Source organism: Rhizobium sp. CF080, assembly GCF_000282095.2.
In the GTDB taxonomy this organism is placed as follows: domain Bacteria; phylum Pseudomonadota; class Alphaproteobacteria; order Rhizobiales; family Rhizobiaceae; genus Neorhizobium.
In genome coordinates this window covers 111,785-131,504 of the sequence record NZ_AKKC02000010.1, presented here as the reverse complement: position 1 = coordinate 131,504, position 19,720 = coordinate 111,785, and the positions used below count along the sequence as shown (strand labels likewise).

The following is a 19,720-nucleotide window of genomic DNA, read 5'->3' as shown; positions in this document are numbered from 1 at the left end:
CGGTATGGGGAGGATGTCTGACCCCTCACCCAGGTTCGCCTGTCTTCACAGGTAAGATCAGGATGTTGCTGGACGAGCCACATTCCGTCGCCGAAGTCGAGGCTCCGGATGCTCACCGCGCGAGTGCTTGCCCCCAGGGGCGCCGTCCGCTCACCGCGGTTTCTCCTGTCCCGGTCCAGTTCCACACCCCGTGCGGCGGGACAAGACTGGAAGTATGGCCTACCGTGCCCGAAGATCGAAGTCAGAGCGTGACAATTGCAGATCTAACCACCTCTGCAGTGATCGGCATATCGGTGAACCGGACGCCGGTCGCGTCGGCAAGAGCATTGGCGAGCGCAGCCGAGGCTGGTCCCTGGCCGCATTCGGCTACCCCCAAGAACGGCTTCCCCGGCTGGGCTTCCACTATAACATCGATATGTTCAGGGACATCGCGGAAGCGGAGAATTGGATAAGTGCTCCAGTCGAAGTTTTTTCTCAGAGTTCCATCGGTTGCCGCGGCTTCGCGAGTACACCAGCTCAAGGATTGTATGATGGCCCCTTCGACCTGGTTTTCGATACCATTGGGCGAAACGACCTCGCCGCAATCCACGGCCGCCTGGACCTTTCGGACGGTGACCCGCCCGGTGTCCCGCTCGACGCGGACCTCCATGAAGATCGCGCAGTAAGCGCCGAGGTTCTTGTAACGCGCGAACCCCATCCCGAATCCCTGCAAGGGTGCCGCCTTCTTGCGCTTCCTCCAGCCGAAGGCGTCGGCCGCGGTCAGCATAACCTGTCGCGCGCGGTCATCCGCCATGTGGTTCAGTCGAAGGTCGAGCGGGTCGATTCCCGCCGTCAGAGCAAGTTCGTCAAACATGCTCTCTATGGAGAAGACATTGAGGTGGGCGCCTAGTGATCGCAGCGCGGAAACCCGGATCGGCATGTCCTTGATGAAATGATAGACGACGTTCATGTTTGGCAGGTCGTACAGAGGATTGGAATTGCGGCTGCCATCGCCTTCAGGCATCGGAATGGGTTTGCCTTCCGGTACCGGAAACGAAGGGACGACCTCGTTCCCTACCAGGACGCCACCCGCCCCCACGGGACGATTGTTGTGTGGATTGCTCCACACATCGTAGTTCCATCTGACGATCCGGTTGTCGCCATCGAGGGCAGCATCCACCTCGGTCGCCATTCCGGGACCCAGCGGTTCCCAGCCGAACTCCTGCTCCCGCATCCATTGCAGTCGCACGGGTCGACCCGGCAGCGATGCGGCGATCAAGGCAGCCTCGGCGGCGACATCGTCGGCACCGTTCTGGCCATAGCAGCCCGCTCCCTCGACATGGATCGCGCGGATGGTCTCGATAGGGCGCTTCAGGAGATCCGCGGCGACGCGCCGGACATCGAATGTGCCCTGGCTGTGGGTCCAGATCGTCAGAATGTCATCCTGCAGCCAGGCCAGAGCGCACGACGGACCAATCGAACCATGACTTATCCAATGCCTGATGAAGCTTTTCCTGACCGAGCGCTTGGGATCCGCAGTCGGCTTGCTGGCATCCAGTATGACGATGTCCCTCGCAGGCAGCGCCTTCAGCGTCTCGGCGACTCCACCCGTCGGGAACGGCGATCTCGCAAGCTCGTAGGGCGAGGCCTGGAGCCTCCGCATGAGCTTTACGGCGTTCCATTCACGTTCGGCCACCACCGCCGCAAAGTTTCCGTTCCGCACGAACTTCACGACACCGTCCATGGACTCGATCTCGCTGTCCGGCGGCAATGCCAGCCTCGTACCTTCGCTCGGTCCCCTGACGACCCTTGCATGCAGCATCCCAGGCAGGCGCATGTCGTGAATGAAAGCGGCTCCGCCCGTGGTTTTCGCCGGGATGTCCAGCCTTGGAAGATTGGTGCCCATTGTCCGGAATTGGTTCTTCTGGCGAAGCGGCGCGTCGGGTACCGCCTCGACATGCATCGACAGGGCGGATGCGGTCTCGCCGTATCCGATGCGGCGGCCATCGCTGGCTCTGATGGTCCCGTCGCCCATTGAAGTCACGTCGCCTTCCCCGACCCTGAGGATCGCTGCCGCCTGTCTGAGCAGGAGCATCCGGACGTTCGCCGCAGCATTCCGGATCGCAGTGCCACTGTCCTGCATCGAGTGGCTACCCGCCGTCAGCCCTTCGTCAGGCGTGCGCAGGGTGTCGACGGTGACGAGATCGACGTCCGCTGGGGGTAGGTCCAGTTCCTCGGCCGCCACCTGCGTCAGGGCCGTCCTGATGCCCTGGCCCAGTTCAGCCTTCCCTGAAAAGACGGTGGCCCTTCCGCTCTGATCGAGCAGGATCCAGGAATCGAGGTAGGGGGATGATTTCAGGCTTCCCGGAAGAGCGGGAGCGAGAGCGATGGGCCCAGCCCCTCCCTCGCCGCCGCCGGCGAGCTGGGCGCGAGCCGGTCTCTTCATGGCGAATGCTACAGCGATGCCGCTGGCAGCGAGGAAGGAACGTCTCGTGATCGGGTTCATCGGACCACTCCGGCCATTACATCGCTGGCACGCCGGACCGCATGAAGGATCCGCGCATGGGTTCCGCAGCGGCAGAGATTGGGCTGCATGTGCTCCCGGATCTGTTCGTCGGTCGGATCCGGGATTTTTTCGAGGAGAGCCTGCGCGCGCATGATCATGCCGGCTATGCAGTATCCGCACTGTGCCGCCTGCTCATCCTGAAAGGCCTTCTGCACGATTCCAGGCGCATCGACCGAGCCGAGACCTTCTAGGGTCCTGATCGATCTGTCACCGATAGCCCCGACCGGGGTGATACAGGAAAAGACCGCCTTCCCGTCTATGTGCACCGTGCAGGCACCGCATTGTCCGAGCCCGCACCCGAATTTTGCACCGTTCAGTTCCAGGTCATCCCGCAGCACGTAGAGCAGCGGCGTATCAGGATCACTTCCGATCTCGTGCTTCGCGCCATTGACTGTGATGGATATGGTCATCTTGCGTTCTCTTTCCGGATATCGCGAACCGTGTTCGCAAGGTGCGGCCAAGGCGATTGGGACGTGAACCGCGACCTTGCGTAGGCCAGGAGGTCCGCGACCTGTTCGTCGGTGAGGTTGTCAGTAAACGGCGGCATGAATGGAGCGTCGCTGGTCGAATCCTTGATGCCCTGCAGCACTGCCTGAATGGCGTTCCGCGGGTCCGGCGCGTTCACGTCCGAGGTATCCGAAAGCAGGGGCCGCCCTCTCGATGCCATAGGTGCGGCTGGCTCGTGACAGCCACCGCATGCGCCCTCGAACAAGGTGGAGGTTGCGGGATGTGACTGAACGGCGTCGCCAGCGACCCGCCGGCCGGCGGGACGAGTTACGGCGCCGGCATGCATAGTGGAATCGATGTAGGTAGCGATCGAACGCACGTCGTCGTCGTTCAGTCTGGAAAGACCTTCCGTAACCGGCCCCATGGGGCCTGCTGCCGAGCTGTGCCCGCGTGCTGTGCCCGTCTTCAGATATTCGTAGAGCGTTTCGACGTTCCACCGCTCGGACGAAACATTGCTTGCGTCCAACGGAGGCGCGTTCCACCCTTCGGCCACGCCTCCAGCGAAGCGCTTGCCCCATTCCTCGCCGCCAAGGATGTTTCGCGGCGTATGGCAGCCGCCGCAATGGGCCAGCCCGTCGACGAGGTATCTGCCCCGGTTCCATTCCGGACTCTCGGATGGATCGGAAGCCGTCGCGGCGGTTCTCAAGAACAGTAGCTTCCATCCTGCAAGCAGCGGTCGGAAGCCCAGTCCCGGCATGAGTTCGTTCGGCGGGGCGGTCTTCTTCACAGGGTCCCGGCTCATCAGGAATGCGTAGACGGCATCGAGATCATCGTCGGTGACGCGCGAGAAATGTTCGTACGGAAACGCCGGATAGAGATGGCTTCCGTCGCGAGCGACCCCCTGCTTCATCGCCCTTCTGAAAGCATCAGCCGACCAACTGCCAATCCCGCTGTCGGGATCCGGAGTAATGTTGTTGGAATAGAGGGTTCCAAATGGCGTGGCCAGGGCCCTCGAACCCGCAAGAGCGGGTTCATTGTCCGCGGTGTGACAGACGATGCAGTCCCCGATGGTGGCCAACTGCTCGCCTCTCCGGATCAGTGCAGGTGAGAGCAAGGCCCGATCCGGCGGCTTGATCCTCGGGATTTCGGCTTCGTAGACGATCCACCCGGCGATGCCGACGCCAACGAGTGTCGCAAGCCCGAGAAGGGTGGCGCCTGCCATCAGTTTTCGATTGGTTGAGCCCATTCGTGAACATGCCCCTGTTTTGCGAATGCCGACGACTCCCTTGTCAGGTTCCGCGAGACATCATCCGGCGGTCGTGACCTGGAGCGTTTCAGACGCATCCATTCCTCAGCTTGAAATCGATTGCCGATTTTTAGCCGATCGGGATCCGTCCGGAATCCGACTATGAGTTTGGTCTTCCTAGACCTTGGTGTAGGATGGGTCTGTCGATGCCGTCATGCGACGGCCGGGCGACGATCCCCGCGAAGGATCAGTTCCCCGAATTGCCCCCGAGGGCATCGGTCTTGCGAAGAAATACCCCTGCCCTTGCGTCCATCCCAGGCGGAGCAGCGCGTCGGTCTGGGCCTAGCTCTCCATACACTCTGCCATGACTTTCAGCTTCCGTTTCCTGGCCAGCGTGGATTGGCGCGGCGGCTTGCAATCGCGAAAGGAAACTCTGCGAAAGACCTAATCAGCCGATATCTTCCAATCGCCAGTCTACCGCCGAAGGCATTCATGAATCTGCGAAACGACAGCGGCGCCTTCGCCGACCGCGGCAGCCACACGCTTGGTCGATCCCGACCTCGCGTCGCCGATGGCGAACACGTTGGGGATGTTGGTCTCGAGCGGCAGCACGGAGCGGCCTCCCGGAACGGGCTCGCCCGTCAATACGAATCCCTTGTCGTCGACATCCACCTGGAAGCGGACCCATGCCGTGTTCGGATCCGCGCCGATGAACAAGAAAAGATGTCGGACTGCAAACCGACGCTCGCTTCCGGACGAGCGACTGCGCACGACGGCCCCGGTAAGACCGGTTGCGCAGTCACCTTCCAACTCGACGATCTCGCTGTCGACGTGGATCTCGACGTTGGGAAGTGCGGCGATACGCTCGATCAGATAGCTCGACATCGTTTCCTCGAGTGCCCTGCGGACGACGACATGGAGCTGCCGGACCCTTGGAGCGAGGAAGACGATCGCTTGCCCGGCCGAATTCCCACCTCCGACGAGGACAACCTCTTCGCCCTCGCAGAGCTTCGCTTCGATCGGGGACGCCCAATATGAAACGCCGGCACCTTCGAAGATGGAGATATTCGCGATGGGCGGGCGGCGATATCGCGCGCCGGAAGCGATCACCACAGTGCGTGCCTCAACGCTTCGTTCTCCATCCAGCCAGAGCTTCAGGACTGCGTTTCCTTGTCCTGACTGTGGAGCGCTCGAGAGATCGAGCACTTGGATCGGGAAAGCGATTTCCGCCCCGAATTTCAAGGCCTGATTGAAAGCGCGCCCTGCAAGGGCCTGCCCCGATATTCCGGCCGGGAAGCCCAGGTAGTTTTCGATCCGGGCCGACGCTCCAGCCTGGCCGCCAGCGGACCGCTCGTCGATCGTCAGGACGCTCAGCCCCTCGGACGCGGCATAGACGGCGGTGGCAAGACCTGCGGGACCCGCGCCGACGATTGCCACGTCATAGATCGTACCGGGCACGAGATCAGGCGTGACCCCCAGGCAGACGGCGGCCTCGCTGTCAGTCGGATCCTTCAAAACTGTTCCGCCGGGGCACACCATCAGGGGTAGCTCGTCGGACAGGATGCCCAGGCGATCGATTAGCTCACGGCCCTCGCCATCCGCAGTGGCATCAAGGACGACATACGGATATCCGCTTCGCGCCAGGAAACCTTGAAGCCGGACTAGGTTCGGGCTGCCCGGCCTCCCAATCAGCACCGAACCAGCGCCGCCCTCGTCGATCAGCGCGACACGGCGAAGGATGAAGGCGCGCATCACGATCTCGCCGATATCCGCCGAACCGATGATCAGAGCTCTGAGATGGGGGGCGTCGAATGAGACGGCCACGCACCCGTTCGTCCCGGCACGCCCGCCCGCAAGGGACGGGCGGCCGGAAAGCTGGCTGACTTCCCCTGAGAACTGCCCGATAGTGTGGCCCGTCACCGGGACCTCGCCCGTCAGGCCGTCATGGCGGAACACGTCGATCGATCCGTCAAGCACCAGCCATGCGGGAGCGTGCTTGTCGCCGATATCGAAGATGGTCTCCCCCGGCTCGAAGTGGCGCGAGGCTCCATCGGCGAAACGCCTCACGGCCGCCACCTGGTGCGGATCGAGGGCCGGGAACATCTGGTAGTCACGCGAGCCAGCGGTGCCCATCGGTTTTCCAATCTTCAATAGTAGCGCGGGATAGGGCCGCGCTGCGGCGTCTGATCCGGTAATTCAACGAAAACCTCGTCTACGTAGCACCACCCCCATCCTTCCGGAGGATCGTAGCCTTCGATGATGGGATGCCCGGTCTGGTGGAAATGCGCCGTCGCGTGTTTGCCGATCGATTGATCGCAGCAGCCGACATGTCCGCATTCACGGCAGATCCTCAGATGGAACCACGCCTGGCCCTCTTCGAGACATTCCTCGCAACCGATCGTCCTGGGAGTGACTGACCGGATTGTGGCTCCGTGGCTGCAACCGCTCATACTGGTTCTCCATCATCAAAAGTATCTTGGATCGACTTTCCGTTTCGACGGGAAGTAGTTCTCAACCCTTGCCGAGCGCCTTCTCGAGAGCGGCAATAAGGCAGTCGAACTCGACGGGCTTGCCTAGAAACGCCAATGCTCCTCCCTCCATCGCGGCGGAGCGGGTCCGCTCGTCGTGATAGGAGGTCATGAAGATGATGGGCGGCTTGGGCGGCTCCGTGTTAAGCTGGGCCTGGAGTTCCAGCCCGGACAGACCGGGCATCTTCACGTCCAGAAGCATGCAATCGATCGAGTCGCGTTGCTCCAGGGACAGAAATTCTTCGGCGGAGGAGAACAGGCGGCTCTCGTAACCGCATGACTTGACCATGTCGTCCAGCGCCTCACGCATGGCTTGGTCATCATCAACGATTGCGATGGTGGGGACTGGGGACACTGGGACAGCCTAATCTGTTTATTTTTGTAGTTCTTGTTATGCGCTCGTCGGTTCGCCCTCGATATCAGACTATGGTGTAGGTTGGGTCCCCGCTTCGTCCAGCAGCTCGGTCTTGCGCACGAGATCCGCTACCGAACGCGCGTCCATCTTGCGCATGACGTTGCCCCGGTGAAGTTTGACGGTGATCTCGCTGATGCCAAGGTTGAACGCGATCTGCTTGTTCATCAGGCCTTGGACGACTGCGGCCATGACCTCTCGCTCCCTCGGCGTAAGCGTGGCTGCAAGCGCGGCAACTGCGTCGGATGCCGCACTCTCGCGGCGACGCTGTGCGTCCTTGTCGAGGGCGACCGTTACAGCATCAAGGATATCCTGATCGCGGAAGGGCTTGGTCAGGAAATCCACCGCCCCCGCCTTCATGGCGCGCACCGACATCGGGATATCACCAAATCCGGTCATGAAGATGATAGGCATATGGTTCCCTAGGCGCTCAAGGTGACCCTGGAAATCCAGACCGCTCACACCGGGCAGGCGTACGTCGAGTAGGATGCAGCCGGGTTGGTCGCGGCGGTATGATTCCAGGAAAGCCTGCGTCGTCGCGAACGCGCGGCTCGAAATCTGCATCGACTGAAGCAGGTCCGTCAGTGCCTCACGCATGGATTCGTCGTCGTCGAGGATGTGGACGACTGGCCCTGCCGGAATCTGTTTCATTCTATTCCTGGTATTCGTCTCAGTCATCGTTCTCGCTCATCGGTATTGTGATTTCAAAGACTGCGCCGCCGTCGGTATGGTTGCGCGCCGACAGGTCACCTCCGCGCGCTTCCATCATGCTCTTGCAGATCGAGAGCCCCATCCCCATCCCGGTAGCCTTGGTCGTGAAGAACGGCTCGAACAGACGGGCCATCGCCTCATCGCTTATTCCGGGCCCAAAATCCCGCACCGATATCACTGTCGACCTGTTATCCCGGCGCTCCGTTTCGATGACGATCCTCCGCCTCGGGACATCCTTCTCTGCCATGACCTGGATCGCGTTCGAGATCAGGTTGATCAGGACCTGTTGCAGCTCGATCCGGACGGCTGCGACCGTTCTTGCCCCGGGTCCGTAAGTGACGTCAACGGTCACGTCCTCCCTGCCAAGATCGTGATCCATCAGAGCCCTCGTCTCCGCGATCAGCTCGGGAAGGCCGACCCGTTCCAGAATCTGAACCTCATGAGAAAGCAGCGAACGGGTATTTCGAATGATTTCACTCGCCCTCTTGCTGTCGCGGATCATCCGCTCGGCGGACCTTCGGATCGCGGCAAGATCGGGTGGGTCTCGATCCATCCACCGCAGCATCGTCTGTGCGTTTACGACGAGGGCGCCCAGCGGCTGGTTGAGTTCGTGCGCAAGCGACGCCGACAGCGCGCCGACAGTAGCGGCGCGGGACGCGCGCGTGAGTTCGGCTTGAGCTTCGAGCAGCGCCTTTTGCGTCATCTCCCCTTCAGTGATGTCGACCATGCCAACGATGATGCGATCAAACTTGGACGAATCGTCAGGCAGGGTCATGCTCATGAGCACCAGCTTCGTCTGGCCATCCGCTGCCATCAGGTTGCCCTTCCCTTCGAACGAATTCTCCTCATTGAAGATCGCGACCATCAGCTCGAGGAATGTCACGTCGTTCGGCGCCAGATACCTCCGCATCGAACCGTCGGGAGCTATCTCTCCGATCGTCCCCAGCAAGTCCCGGGCTGCAGCATTCGCGGCAACCGTCCGGATAAGTGCAACACAGTGGGATATGATCTCGGGCCGGGCCGCCGCGTACTCTCGCAGATCGATTACGCCTGTCGCTTTCAGCCCCATCAGGAAAGATCTCACTTGCGAGTAGTCCCGTTCCCAGAGTGCCACGCGGCTCTGCTCGAAGATCGAGCGGTAACGACGCTCGCTATCCTTCAGGGCGGCATGGGAAGCGATCAGATCGCTTCGCGACCGGTCGTTGCGAAGGATCAGGGAGCAGGTGATCAGGAGCGCGGCAAGCGACACGGCTAGGCGCAGTAATGAGGGAAAATCGGGGCTGAAGCTGTGCGTGCCGAAATAGGAGACTATGGCGAGCGAGCCGCAAACAAAGGACACTGCCCAGATACCCTTTCGACTTAGGGACTCCGCCGCAAGAAGCAGCACAATCACGTACAGAACGGCGATGGCGCTTTCGATCGAGGTGAACGTGTCGACGTAGAAGACCGTCACCGCAAGGATGAACGCAGCAAAGCGAGCAGCGAAATGGTGGCTTGGCGTGGCCGGAACCGCCGCGGGTGTGATCAAGTGATTGATTCTCATTGGTTCCCCTGCGTTTTGTCCGAACGCATTTTGTCAGCGGATTGAGAATAGTCCATCGAAAGGGTCGAAGGACCTATACAATGGTCTGGGCCCTCAGGCAGCGTAGCAGCAACCGCCGATACTGCTCTGAAGCCCACCTGACCATGGCTACGGAGCCGCGGCATGCCACGGGACTTCGGCACCCGGGGTTGTGGCGCCGGTCTCCATAGACGGGATTGTCGATGCTGCCTGCCTCCGTGCGGAAATCATTTCCGAGAGACTTGTTGAGGCTACGCGGTGATCGCCGTTCTCGAGCCATACGAAGGTACCGATCGGGCTGTTCCTGCTGCGAGATGTCGGCCCCCTGGCCCTAAGTATAGGACCCCTTAGACCAGCATTGGATGTCATGCGGTTCCGGGCTGTTTTAGCTTTCGTCAGCCGCCAGAGAGATCCCTGACCGGGTCGTCCGCGAGGATCCGCGGCTGAAGTCAACGTTTTAGCTCAGGAGAGAGACCATGGACCGCATCGCCGTCGAAACACGCCGTAAGGCACCCCTGACAACCCCCTCGGACTTCGAGTCCAACGCAGTCACCGAAATATCGGGTGCCTTGACGACGCTGTTGGCCGACGCGTTCGCGCTCTACCTTAAGACCAAGAACTTTCACTGGCACATTAGCGGTCCACACTTCCGTGACTACCACCTCATGCTTGACGACCAGGGCGACCAGATCTTCGCGATGACCGACGCGATAGCCGAACGCGCCCGGAAGATTGGTGGCACCACGCTCCGCTCGATCTGGCATATCGGCAAGCTGCAGCGCATTCTCGACAACGACGCAGACTTCGTAACCTCTCGCGACATGCTCGCCGAGCTGAAGGACGACAACCAGCGCTTCGTATCCTTCATGCGGCAGACCCACGAGCTCTGCGCCGAATACAACGATGTCGCCACGACCAGCCTGCTGGAAGTCTGGATCGATGAAGCCGAGCGCCGCGCATGGTTCCTGTTCGAGACAACGCGCAACGCGGCATAATTCGCCACCAGAATTCCGGAAGGTACGACCATGACTACCATCAGTGAAGAAATTCCGAGCACGAAGCCGATGAGCCAGATAGGTCTCCTGGCGATGGCTGTCGCTGCCGGCATCGCCGTCGCGAACATCTACTACAACCAGCCGATGCTCGGCATCATCGAGGCCGAGTTTCCCGGCCAGCACGTCGTCGGCATGGTTCCGACGGCAACCCAGCTCGGTTACGCGGTTGGACTGTTCCTGTTGCTCCCCCTCGGGGACCTCGTCAACCGGCGCTGGCTAATCATCGGCCAGTTCTTCATCCTGGCGGGTGCGCTCGCTCTTGTCGCAGTGGCACCGACACCTACGCTGCTCATCGCCGCCTCGCTGATCGTGGGGGCCAGTTCCACGGTCGCGCAGCAGATCGTACCGTTCGCGGCATCCCTCGCTCCACCCGAGAAGCGCGGTGCGACCATCGGCACAGTGATGGCGGGCGTTCTGTCCGGCATCCTATTCAGTCGGACGCTATCGGGCTTCGTCGGCGAGCATGCCGGATGGAGGGAGATGTTCTGGATCGGGGTCCCGCTGGCGCTCTTCGCCATGGCGCTGATGTTCTGGACGCTGCCTCATCACAACCCTACGACACGCCTGCCCTACCATCACGCCATCGCCTCCCTCGCCGGACTCTGGAAGCGTGAGCGGACGCTGAGGGCGGCCACCTTCATCCAGGCGTTCCTGTTCGCGTCCTTCACGGCCTTCTGGACAATCCTGGCGCTTTACCTCCAAGGCCCGCAGTTCAACCTCGGTGCGGACATCGCAGGACTGTTCGGTGTGGTCGGCGCGGTCGGCATCTTCGCCGCACCGCTAGCAGGTCGGATCGCCGACAGCCGGGGACCTCATTTCGTAGTCTGGCTCGGCGGGCTGTTGACCGTGGCCGCCTGGATCCTCTTCGGATTCTGGCCGTCGCTGGTAGCCTTGGTCTTAGGTGTCATCGTGCTCGACTTCGGGATCCAGGGCGCGCTGGTCTCCAACCAGCACATCATCTACGCGCTCGATCCGAATGCGCGCAGCCGCATCAACACGATCTTTATGACCGGGATGTTCTTAGGCGGTGCGGCCGGTTCGGCCCTCGCAACCGCGGCCTGGAGTCAAGCTGGCTGGTTGGGCGTCAGCGTACTTGGGGCCACCCTCGGCATCATCGCAGTTGCGATAAAGGCCGCGCATCATCGGGCAGTCCCCTCCACCACCGTCAGCGGGAGGCCATCATGAAACTCCGCATCAAAGTTGTCGGCGGTTCCCTGGCAGGGGTCTTCGCAGGGATATTGCTTCAGAGGAGCGGCCACGAGGTGAAGATCTATGAGCGTTCCGCGCACGGACTGGGAGGGCGAGGCGCAGGCCTCGTTCCCCAGGAGGACCTCTTCAACCTCCTCCGGATGATCGGTGCCGAGGACGCCGAAGAGGTCGGTGTGGTAGCGAGGGAACGGATCTACTTCGGCCGCGACGGACGCGTCCTTCAGAGGACGCGGGCTCCGCAGAAGCAGATTTCGTGGGATTACCTCTACAATACGGTACTGTCGCACTTCGCTTCGGAAGCATTCATGCTCGACCGAGAGGTGGTCCGGGTCGAGGATGGCGAACAAGGCGCGGAGATCATCTTCGGGGACGGCACCAAGGAAACCGCCGATCTCGTTATCGGAGCCGACGGCGTCGGCTCCGTGATACGCGCCGCCGTCAATCAGACGGATCACGGCAACCAGTTCGCGGGCTATGTAGCCTGGCGTGGACTGATCCCGGAAACGCAGCTACCCGACGGAGCATCCATACTGCTAGACCGCTTCGCCTTCTACGTGACCAGTGGCGTGCACATCCTCGGCTATCTCGTTCCCGGACCCAACGGCGAAATCGATGTGGGCCGCCGCAGATACAACTGGGTCTGGTACAGACCTGCCAAGCAGGACGAGCTCCAGCGAATCTTCACGGACGAGCGCGGACATAGCTCGCAATACTCGCTTCCCCGCGGTGGGCTTTCTGTGGAACGCCGCAACGGCCTGCGCCGGGACGCACATGACATACTGCCGCCGCAGTTCGCACTTGCTGTCGGAGCGGAGCCGACTCCCTCCATCCAGGGCATCTTTGACTACGAGGCACCCCGGATGATCGGAAGATCTGTCGCGTTGGTAGGGGACGCCGCGTTCGTGGCGCGACCGCATACGGCGATGGGAGTATCAAAGGCCGCAGCAGATGTCATGGCGCTGGTGGCTTGCCTTGCCGGAGAACGGCAGGTTCAGGCTGCGTTGGAACGGTACGAGGCCGCCAGGATCGGTGTTGGTAGAGAGATCGTAGACTATGGACGCCGTCTCGGAGCAACGGCTTTATAGATCCGGAATAGACAGGCGGTGCTTATTCGACCGCCTGTCAGAATGGTCGGGCTAAGCGGCCTGCTTGCCTGTCGTGCCGCTGATCACATTGCGCCGTATTACGATCTCGCCGTCACTGGTCGACACTCCCATCGCATGCAGCCCATGCGCGCCGCCATTGAACCGCAGGCCCAGGGAAATCGCCGGGATGCCGAGGTAATCGCTCATCTCCTCTTCGGAGCCGCCGAGTTCCAGCCAACTGATTCCCGTGGCAGTCCGGGTGCCGAACTGCGGAGTGACGCGCGAGGGATGCTTGGTGATGTCGCTCACGAGGAAGAAATTCGGGAGGCCCGCACGCCAGCTTGGGATAGTCTCGGGAGCGCGGATCGCGACGCCCATCATCCCGTCGGGACGGGTACGCAGCGTGCTTTCGATCACATCGGTGCCGAGACGCTTGGCAAGCTGCTCCAGTTCATCCCGGCTGTCGACCCGGGCACACCAGCCGATGAACACGTCGCCGGCCTCGCATTTCTCCTTGAAGAAACGGGCAGAGGCATTGCCCTTCTCGTATTCGAAGACGTCGACGACACTTTCGACCTCGATGTAGGTGTCGTTCCCTGTCGGGAAGATCTTGTTGGCGAGGCCGAGCTTGGGAAACCAGCCTCCCTCATAGCAGCCAAGGCCTGTCTCTTCCCGCAGGCGCTGTGCGCCATCGAAGAAATTGCGGACGCCTAGGCAGACGTGATCGATGTGAATCATTTTCCAGTTCCTGTTTCATTGAACATTGGAGACGGCCTGCGTCGGCCGCCCTTTGAGGATCGTTCTGGGAGGTCCCGCTTAGAAGCCCGAGCATGCCTTGGCCTGCGCGATGACGGCAGCATGATCGAAGTTGTTGATCCTCTGGAAGAAGGCCTGGTCATCCGGCACGAGCTTCTTAGGGGCGATCGTCTGGGGAATGAGCTTGTTCTCAAGCAGGAACGCCTGAAGCTTGTCGAGGCCCTCGACCGAGACGTTGGCACGCAGCTCACCGCCGGCCTTGTCGAACGCCAGGTTCGCCTCCTCGACGTTCGACTTTTCGATTTCGGTATCCTGCTCGAGCGTCGTCGTGCGGTTGGCTCCGTAGTTCTTGCGATAGATCTTCGCGACGCATTCGGGATTTGCCTCCGCGAAAATCTGGGCCTTGGCAATCCCTCTCGCCAGAGCCTCGACCAGTTCAGGCTTCGCCTTGAGGGTGTCGTTAGTTGCGACGAGACCGTAGTCGGGGAACTGCATCCACTGGTCGTCGTAGAAGTATGATGCGTTGTTCCCGAGAGCCTTGAAATTGGCGATCTCGGACATGAATGTCAGGCTGGCGTCAACCGCACCCGACTTCAGTGCTTCGTATGACTGCGCGCCGAGACCGATCACGGCCTGGCGGACCTCACGCTGCGGGTTGATGCCGTGCGAGGCCAGCATGCTGTTGAGATACATCGCTCCGCCGGAGCCGGCGACCGCAAGGCCGACAGTCTTGCCCCTGAGATCTGCGGCCTTCGTGATGCCCTTGTCGGCCATCGTCAGGATGCGCCAGGACGTGTTGCGCATCGTCGCCAGCATCCGGATGTCTGTCAGACCCCTAGCGTCGGCGGCAAGCCACGGGGTCGTGTTCATCATCCCGATCGTGCCGCTGCCGCCGATGATGCTCTGGACCGCTGCGGCCGAGCCTTGGGAATAGACGACCTGCACGTCATAGCCATCGTCTTTCCACCAGCCGAGCGCCAGGGGCACATAGAGTTCGAAGACGGCGGTGATCATGACCGGGTTGCCGTGGATGATCTTCACGGACTCCAGAGCGTTTGCTGTGCCGGACGCGATGGGCATGGCTGTAGCGATCGCGGCAACGACTGTTGCCGCCTTCAAGGCATTCTTCATGACATGTTCCCTTTGGTTTAGATTAGCCCTTCGGATTTTCCATCCAGAAGACGAGTTTGCGGCCAATGGCCTGGATCGCAGCGCTGGCGGTCGCGGCGATGAACGTCAGGACCGCGATGGCCGCGAAGACCCCTGCGGTGTCCAGCGCGAAGCCAGCGCGGATGATCGCCGAACCGATACCTTCCTGCGCGCCGACGAATTCGGCGACGATCGCCCCGATCACGCTCAGCGTCACACCGACATTGAGGCCGCCGAAAATGTAGGGCGCCGAATTGGGAAGCCTGAGATAACGGAAGCGACGCCATGCGGACGCGTTGTAGACGTCGAACAGCTCATCCTGCTCGGCGGGTGTCGCTCGTAGCCCGATGACCGCGTTCACGAAGACCGGGAAGAAGGTGATCAAGGCTACGATCACCACCTTTGAAGTCATGCCGAAGCCAAACCAGATGACGAAGAGCGGAGCGATCGCCACCTTGGGAATGGCTTGAAGGGCGACGATATAGGGATAGAGGATTCGTTCCGCGACTCGGGACCCGGCGACCGGGATAGCCAAGGCGAATCCGATCGCCGATCCCAGTACGTATCCGAGGAAGACCTCTTGCAGCGTGATTAGTATGTCGGCTCCAAGGTCCCCGACAAACAACCCGGACCAAAGTGCGATGGCGATGGCGCTAGGCTTCGGCAGGAGCGCCGGACTTATGTTCAGAAGAGGTATTAACACCCACTCCCACGCGGACAGGAACGCCACCAGGACGACCACCGATGCCAGGGTGACGATGTCCGGAGCCGGGAAACGGAACCGCGATGGGGATTTGACCTTGCGGTGAACGGAAGCGGATATGACCTCACTCATTGGACAAGCCCCTCTGCTTCGAAATGCTTTCGCACGGCGCTGGTATAGTCACCGAATTCCCTGGAATTGATCATCTCGAGCGTCCGGGGCCGAGGGAGTTCGATCGTAATGTCATCCACCACGCGGCCGGGTCTGGGCGCGAGGACAATGACTCGGTCGGCAAGGAAGACCGCTTCCTGGATGCTGTGCGTGACGAAGATCACCGTCTTCCGGCTTGTCATCCAGAGTGACTGCAGTTCGACCTGGAGCTTGTCCTTCGTCATCGCGTCGAGTGCGGCGAAGGGCTCATCCATCAGCAGCACTTCAGGATCGTGAACCAGTGCACGGGTGATGCCGACCCGCTGCTGCATGCCGCCGGAAAGTTCGCTTGGATACTTGTCCTCGAAACCGTTCAGGCCAACCATGTCGAGAAACTTCGTCGCCCGCTCGTCGACTTCCCTGCGGTTCGCCCCTCCGATGTCCGCTGCCACGGTTACGTTCTGGCGGACTGTTCGCCAGGGCAGTAGAACTGGCGACTGGAACACCATACCGATCCCCGAGGTCGGAGCTTCGATCTCCGCGCCACCGATCGAGACGCTTCCACTGGACCGTCGGATCAGCCCCCCGACCATCCTTAGAAGAGTGCTCTTTCCGCAGCCGCTGGGCCCGACAAGAGTAATGAACTTACCCTTATCTATTGATAAATTAACGTCGGCTAGCGCGGTGACGTGATCTCCTGACCTCGTCACGAATTTCTTCGACGCCTTCTTGATTTCGATGAATGACTCTAGTTGTTCCACCTTCAAAGCCTTCTATATTTGTCGTTCATGGGCTTTTCGACAGTTGCCACGGGTCGCCCCTGGTTGACGAAAATTTAGTTATCACTTGATAAATAGAATGACAATACTCGTTTTTGGCGATAATTTAGGCATGACGAAAACCGCAATGCATTCATGCACCTCTGTGCGGTGGACGCTGTGGAAATCGAAGTTTTCCCGATACCGAAAAGATCTTCGGACAACCTGAGATGGAGAAGCCATGAACCGCACCAAACTCTTTACGCCTACTTCGGTGGGTCGACTGACATTACCCAATCGTATTGTGATCGCTCCGATGTGCCAGTACTCCGCGCACGAAGGCATGATGACCGACTGGCATCTGATCCATCTTGGAAACCTGGCCAATTCCGGCGCCGGTTTCCTCACAATCGAAGCCACCGCGGTCTCTCCGGAAGGACGGATTTCCTACGGCGACGTCGGCCTCTATTCGGACGGATGCGAAACCGCGATGGGGCGAACCCTCGAGTCGATCCGGCGCTGGTCCGACATCGCGATCGGTATTCAGCTAGGGCATGCCGGACGGAAGGCCTCGACGGATGTTCCGTGGAATGGAGGCAGCCAGATCGCGCTCGGGAAGGATAACGGATGGCAAACCGTCGCCCCAAGCGCCGTGCCCTTTCAAGCTTCGTACACCCCTCCGCGCGCCCTCGACAGAGAGGATCTGAAGCGGATACGGCAGGCATTCGGCGATGCCGCGAAGCGGGCGGCGCGACTCGGATTGGCCGCGATCCAGATCCACGGCGCGCATGGCTATCTGCTGCATCAGTTCCTTTCGCCTCTGTCGAACCATCGCAGCGACGAGTACGGAGGATCGCTGGAGAACAGGATGCGTTTCCCACTCGAGGTCTTCGAAGTCGTCCAGGAAGAGTTCTCGGCAAGCGGCCCCGTAACCATGCGGGTGTCAGCGTCGGACTGGGTGGACGGCGGCTGGTCGTTGGACGAGACGATCGCCTTCGCGCAGGCCCTCGAGACGAAGGGCTGCGACGGCATCCACGTCTCCTCCGGTGGTCTCGCCGCCGAGCAGAGGATCGCGATTGGGCCGAACTATCAGGTGCCATTCGCCCGGGCCGTGAAGGCCGCGACTTCCATGCCTGTCGTGGCGGTCGGTCTCATCACGGAGTTCGAACAGGCGGAAGCGATCGTCAGCACGGGGGATGCCGACATGATCGCAATCGCCCGCGCCATACTGTACGATCCACGCTGGCCATGGCATGCCGCCGCCCATTTCGGGGAAAGTGTGAAGGCAGCCCCGCAGTACCTGCGTTGCCAGCCGCGCCAGTTCCGCACGCTCTTCGAAAGCGCCTGACGAGGACTGAATGGCCTCGGGTGCTACGCCCGAGGCCATCCGGGAGGATTACGATCTTATCCCGGTATGGGCCGTGACATACTGAGCGTCGAAACCCTCGCGCGCGGCGGCACCGCTTCTGCTCCGGTCGGAGACCGAGGCGAGGAAGGTCACGACGAAGGCCAGCGGCACGGAGAAGAGAGCCGGATTGTCGTACGGAAAGATGGCCGCACCGAAGCCCAGCGTTCCCGACCATACGGCAGGACTGAGCAAAACGAGAAAGAGCGCGCTCAGAAGCCCTGCAAGCGATCCCAGTACCGCGCCGCGTGTGGTGAGGCCCCGCCAGGTCACAGAGAGGAAAATCACCGGGAAGTTCGCGCTTGCCGCGATCGCGAACACGAGCCCCACCATGAAGGCGATGTTCTGGTTCTCGAACAAGATCCCGAGGACGATCGCAAGGCCGCTGATGAGGACGGCGGACAGCTTCGACATCCGGATTTCTTCGGCTTCCGTGGCATTGCCCTTCCGGAAGGCCCGCGCATATAGGTCATGTCCCGCTGCGGAAGCGCCTGCCATCGTCAACCCGGACACGACGGCGAGGATCGTGGCGAAGGCCACCGCCGAGATGAAGCCCATCAGGACAGATCCTCCAAGCTTGTCGGCGAGGTGGATCGCAACCATGTTCGTCCCGCCGATGATCTTGCCTGCGGCATCCAGATAATTGGCATCGCCGGATACCAGCGCGATCGCACCGAAGCCGAGGACGAAGAGCAGCGAATAGAAGACCGTGATGAAACACGTGGCGACGAGAACGGACACCCGAGCCTGCACCGCGTCCGACACGGTGAAGAACCGCATCAGGATGTGAGGCAGCCCGGCGGTCCCGAATATCAGCGCCACGCCCAGTGACAGCGCGGAAATCGGATCCTTGACCAATCCGCCAGGAGCCATGATCGCTATTCCCTTGGGATGGATCGCCACGGCAGATGCGAAAAGGCCATTCAGGCTGAAGCCGAAATGCGCGAGGATGAGCGTCGACATAAGAACCGTCCCGAAGAGCAGGAGCACGGCCTTCGTGATCTGCACCCACGTCGTCGCCAGCATTCCGCCGAACGTGACGTAGAGCATCATCAGCACACCGACGAGCACGACCGCAATCCAGTACGGCAGGCCGAACAGAAGCTCGATGAGCTTTCCCGCACCGACCATCTGGGCGATGAGGTAGAAGAGAACGATAACTAAGGTGTTCACACCCGCGACTGTCCTGATCGGCCGCTCGGACAAGCGATAGGCGGCGAGATCCGCAAAGGTGTATCGCCCAAGATTCCGAAGAGGCTCGGCGATCAGGAACAGGATCATTGGGAACCCGACAAGGAAGCCTATCGCGTAGATCATCCCGTCATAGCCGGATCCGTAGACCAGTGCGGTCACGCCGAGGAACGTCGCAGCCGATGTATAGTCCCCGGCTATCGCAAGACCGTTCTGCACGCCGGAAAGTCCGCCGCCGGCGGCGTAGTAGTCGCGGGCGGTTCGGGTTCCGCGCCGTGCGGCCCAGACCGTCACGCCGAGGCTTGCAATGACGAACACCAGGAACATGGCGATCGCCAGCGGATTGAGTGCTTGTCGAGCCACCTCGCCCGTCAATGCATCCGCTCGTGCACCGGAAGCAAATATTATGAGCGCGAGTCCACTTGATACTGCTGTTTTCCGGGTCATGGGATTTCCTTGCGCAGCGCAGACGCGAGCTTGTCGAGGCGCATGCTTGCGTAGAGAGCGTAGATTGCTGTCAGGACAAGTCCGAAGACCATGAGGGAAACGCCAGCGACCACGCCAGTGCTTATGGAAGAGCCTGGAGATATGGGAGCGGCGAGGATTCCCGGGGAAAAGGCGACGATACTGATGAAGGTGAAATACAAGGCCGCCATCACTATCGCCAGTACCGCCCCGAGGCAGTTCCTTTCGAGGCTGATCCGAGAGAACAATGGCCGCTTTCGGATCTGCTCCAGATCCATCGGTTTGACTTGTGCATCCATGCTGCCTGTCCTCCAATCCAGGGTTGCCGGGATGGCCGTACGAAC

At 61.0% G+C, this 19,720-nt stretch carries 18 protein-coding genes; 4 read left to right on the top strand and 14 right to left on the bottom strand.

Annotated features, from left to right (window positions below; all coding sequences use genetic code 11):
- Positions 1 to 241: 241 nt before the first annotated feature.
- The 8 genes from PMI07_RS23110 to PMI07_RS23080 all read right to left on the bottom strand — a co-directional run bounded on the left by PMI07_RS23110 (position 242) and on the right by PMI07_RS23080 (position 9,432).
- Entirely contained in the window at positions 242 to 2,485 is a 2,244-nt protein-coding gene (locus tag PMI07_RS23110) for a molybdopterin cofactor-binding domain-containing protein (protein WP_024164065.1), read from the bottom strand.
- Positions 2,482 to 2,955: a (2Fe-2S)-binding protein gene (locus tag PMI07_RS23105; RefSeq protein ID WP_007756242.1), complete on the bottom strand. Its 474-nt coding sequence runs from the start codon at positions 2,953 to 2,955 to the stop codon at positions 2,482 to 2,484. Before PMI07_RS23105 ends, PMI07_RS23110 begins: the two co-directional genes overlap by 4 nt.
- A complete protein-coding gene (locus PMI07_RS23100; protein ID WP_245277223.1) occupies positions 2,952 to 4,214 on the bottom strand; it encodes a cytochrome c in 1,263 nt (420 codons plus the stop codon). Before PMI07_RS23100 ends, PMI07_RS23105 begins: the two co-directional genes overlap by 4 nt.
- A gap of 498 nt (positions 4,215 to 4,712) precedes the next feature.
- The gene (locus tag PMI07_RS23095; protein WP_007753584.1) at positions 4,713 to 6,371 is read right to left on the bottom strand and encodes an FAD-dependent oxidoreductase; all 1,659 of its coding nucleotides are present in this window, start codon (positions 6,369 to 6,371) and stop codon (positions 4,713 to 4,715) included.
- Positions 6,372 to 6,385: 14 nt separating this feature from the next.
- Positions 6,386 to 6,688 (bottom strand): UBP-type zinc finger domain-containing protein, encoded by a 303-nt coding sequence (locus PMI07_RS34465; protein WP_007753586.1) that lies wholly within the window; start codon positions 6,686 to 6,688, stop codon positions 6,386 to 6,388.
- A 61-nt stretch (positions 6,689 to 6,749) separates the two neighbouring features.
- Positions 6,750 to 7,121, bottom strand: coding sequence for a response regulator (locus tag PMI07_RS23090; RefSeq protein WP_007753588.1), 372 nt, complete (start codon positions 7,119 to 7,121; stop codon positions 6,750 to 6,752).
- A 69-nt stretch (positions 7,122 to 7,190) separates the two neighbouring features.
- Positions 7,191 to 7,829 (bottom strand): response regulator transcription factor, encoded by a 639-nt coding sequence (locus PMI07_RS23085; protein ID WP_007753590.1) that lies wholly within the window; start codon positions 7,827 to 7,829, stop codon positions 7,191 to 7,193.
- A gap of 19 nt (positions 7,830 to 7,848) precedes the next feature.
- Positions 7,849 to 9,432, bottom strand: coding sequence for an ATP-binding protein (locus tag PMI07_RS23080; RefSeq protein WP_007753591.1), 1,584 nt, complete (start codon positions 9,430 to 9,432; stop codon positions 7,849 to 7,851).
- 494 nt (positions 9,433 to 9,926) lie between these two features.
- Here PMI07_RS23080 and PMI07_RS23075 point away from each other — a divergent pair, with 494 nt between their 5' ends.
- The 3 genes from PMI07_RS23075 to PMI07_RS23065 are packed head-to-tail and all read left to right on the top strand — an operon-like array spanning position 9,927 to position 12,799.
- Complete coding sequence (locus tag PMI07_RS23075; RefSeq protein ID WP_007753593.1) at positions 9,927 to 10,445, top strand: DNA starvation/stationary phase protection protein; 519 nt, start codon at positions 9,927 to 9,929, stop codon at positions 10,443 to 10,445.
- Between the two features lie 30 nt (positions 10,446 to 10,475).
- Positions 10,476 to 11,690, top strand: coding sequence for an MFS transporter (locus PMI07_RS23070; RefSeq protein ID WP_007753596.1), 1,215 nt, complete (start codon positions 10,476 to 10,478; stop codon positions 11,688 to 11,690).
- Positions 11,684 to 12,799, top strand: a complete 1,116-nt coding sequence (locus PMI07_RS23065) for an FAD-dependent monooxygenase (RefSeq protein WP_037088001.1) — start codon at positions 11,684 to 11,686, stop codon at positions 12,797 to 12,799. Before PMI07_RS23070 ends, PMI07_RS23065 begins: the two co-directional genes overlap by 7 nt.
- A 51-nt stretch (positions 12,800 to 12,850) precedes the next feature.
- On the opposite strand, the gene PMI07_RS23060 is transcribed toward PMI07_RS23065, so the two are convergent.
- The 4 genes from PMI07_RS23060 to PMI07_RS23045 form a co-directional block, all read right to left on the bottom strand.
- The gene (locus tag PMI07_RS23060; protein ID WP_007753598.1) at positions 12,851 to 13,537 is read right to left on the bottom strand and encodes a VOC family protein; all 687 of its coding nucleotides are present in this window, start codon (positions 13,535 to 13,537) and stop codon (positions 12,851 to 12,853) included.
- 78 nt (positions 13,538 to 13,615) lie between these two features.
- A complete protein-coding gene (locus PMI07_RS23055) occupies positions 13,616 to 14,686 on the bottom strand; it encodes an ABC transporter substrate-binding protein (RefSeq protein ID WP_007753599.1) in 1,071 nt (356 codons plus the stop codon).
- 22 nt (positions 14,687 to 14,708) lie between these two features.
- Positions 14,709 to 15,539 (bottom strand): ABC transporter permease, encoded by an 831-nt coding sequence (locus tag PMI07_RS23050; RefSeq protein ID WP_007753600.1) that lies wholly within the window; start codon positions 15,537 to 15,539, stop codon positions 14,709 to 14,711.
- The gene (locus PMI07_RS23045; protein WP_007753601.1) at positions 15,536 to 16,318 is read right to left on the bottom strand and encodes an ABC transporter ATP-binding protein; all 783 of its coding nucleotides are present in this window, start codon (positions 16,316 to 16,318) and stop codon (positions 15,536 to 15,538) included. Before PMI07_RS23045 ends, PMI07_RS23050 begins: the two co-directional genes overlap by 4 nt.
- A gap of 238 nt (positions 16,319 to 16,556) precedes the next feature.
- Between PMI07_RS23045 and PMI07_RS23040 the strand changes: the two genes are divergently transcribed.
- On the top strand, positions 16,557 to 17,663 hold the full coding sequence (locus PMI07_RS23040; protein ID WP_007753602.1) for an NADH:flavin oxidoreductase/NADH oxidase: 1,107 nt from the start codon (positions 16,557 to 16,559) through the stop codon (positions 17,661 to 17,663).
- A 48-nt stretch (positions 17,664 to 17,711) separates the two neighbouring features.
- Here PMI07_RS23040 and actP read toward each other — a convergent pair whose 3' ends face one another.
- Entirely contained in the window at positions 17,712 to 19,358 is a 1,647-nt protein-coding gene (gene actP, locus PMI07_RS23035; RefSeq protein ID WP_007753617.1) for a cation/acetate symporter ActP, read from the bottom strand.
- Entirely contained in the window at positions 19,355 to 19,675 is a 321-nt protein-coding gene (locus tag PMI07_RS23030) for a DUF485 domain-containing protein (protein WP_007753624.1), read from the bottom strand. Before PMI07_RS23030 ends, actP begins: the two co-directional genes overlap by 4 nt.
- Positions 19,676 to 19,720: the final 45 nt, after the last annotated feature.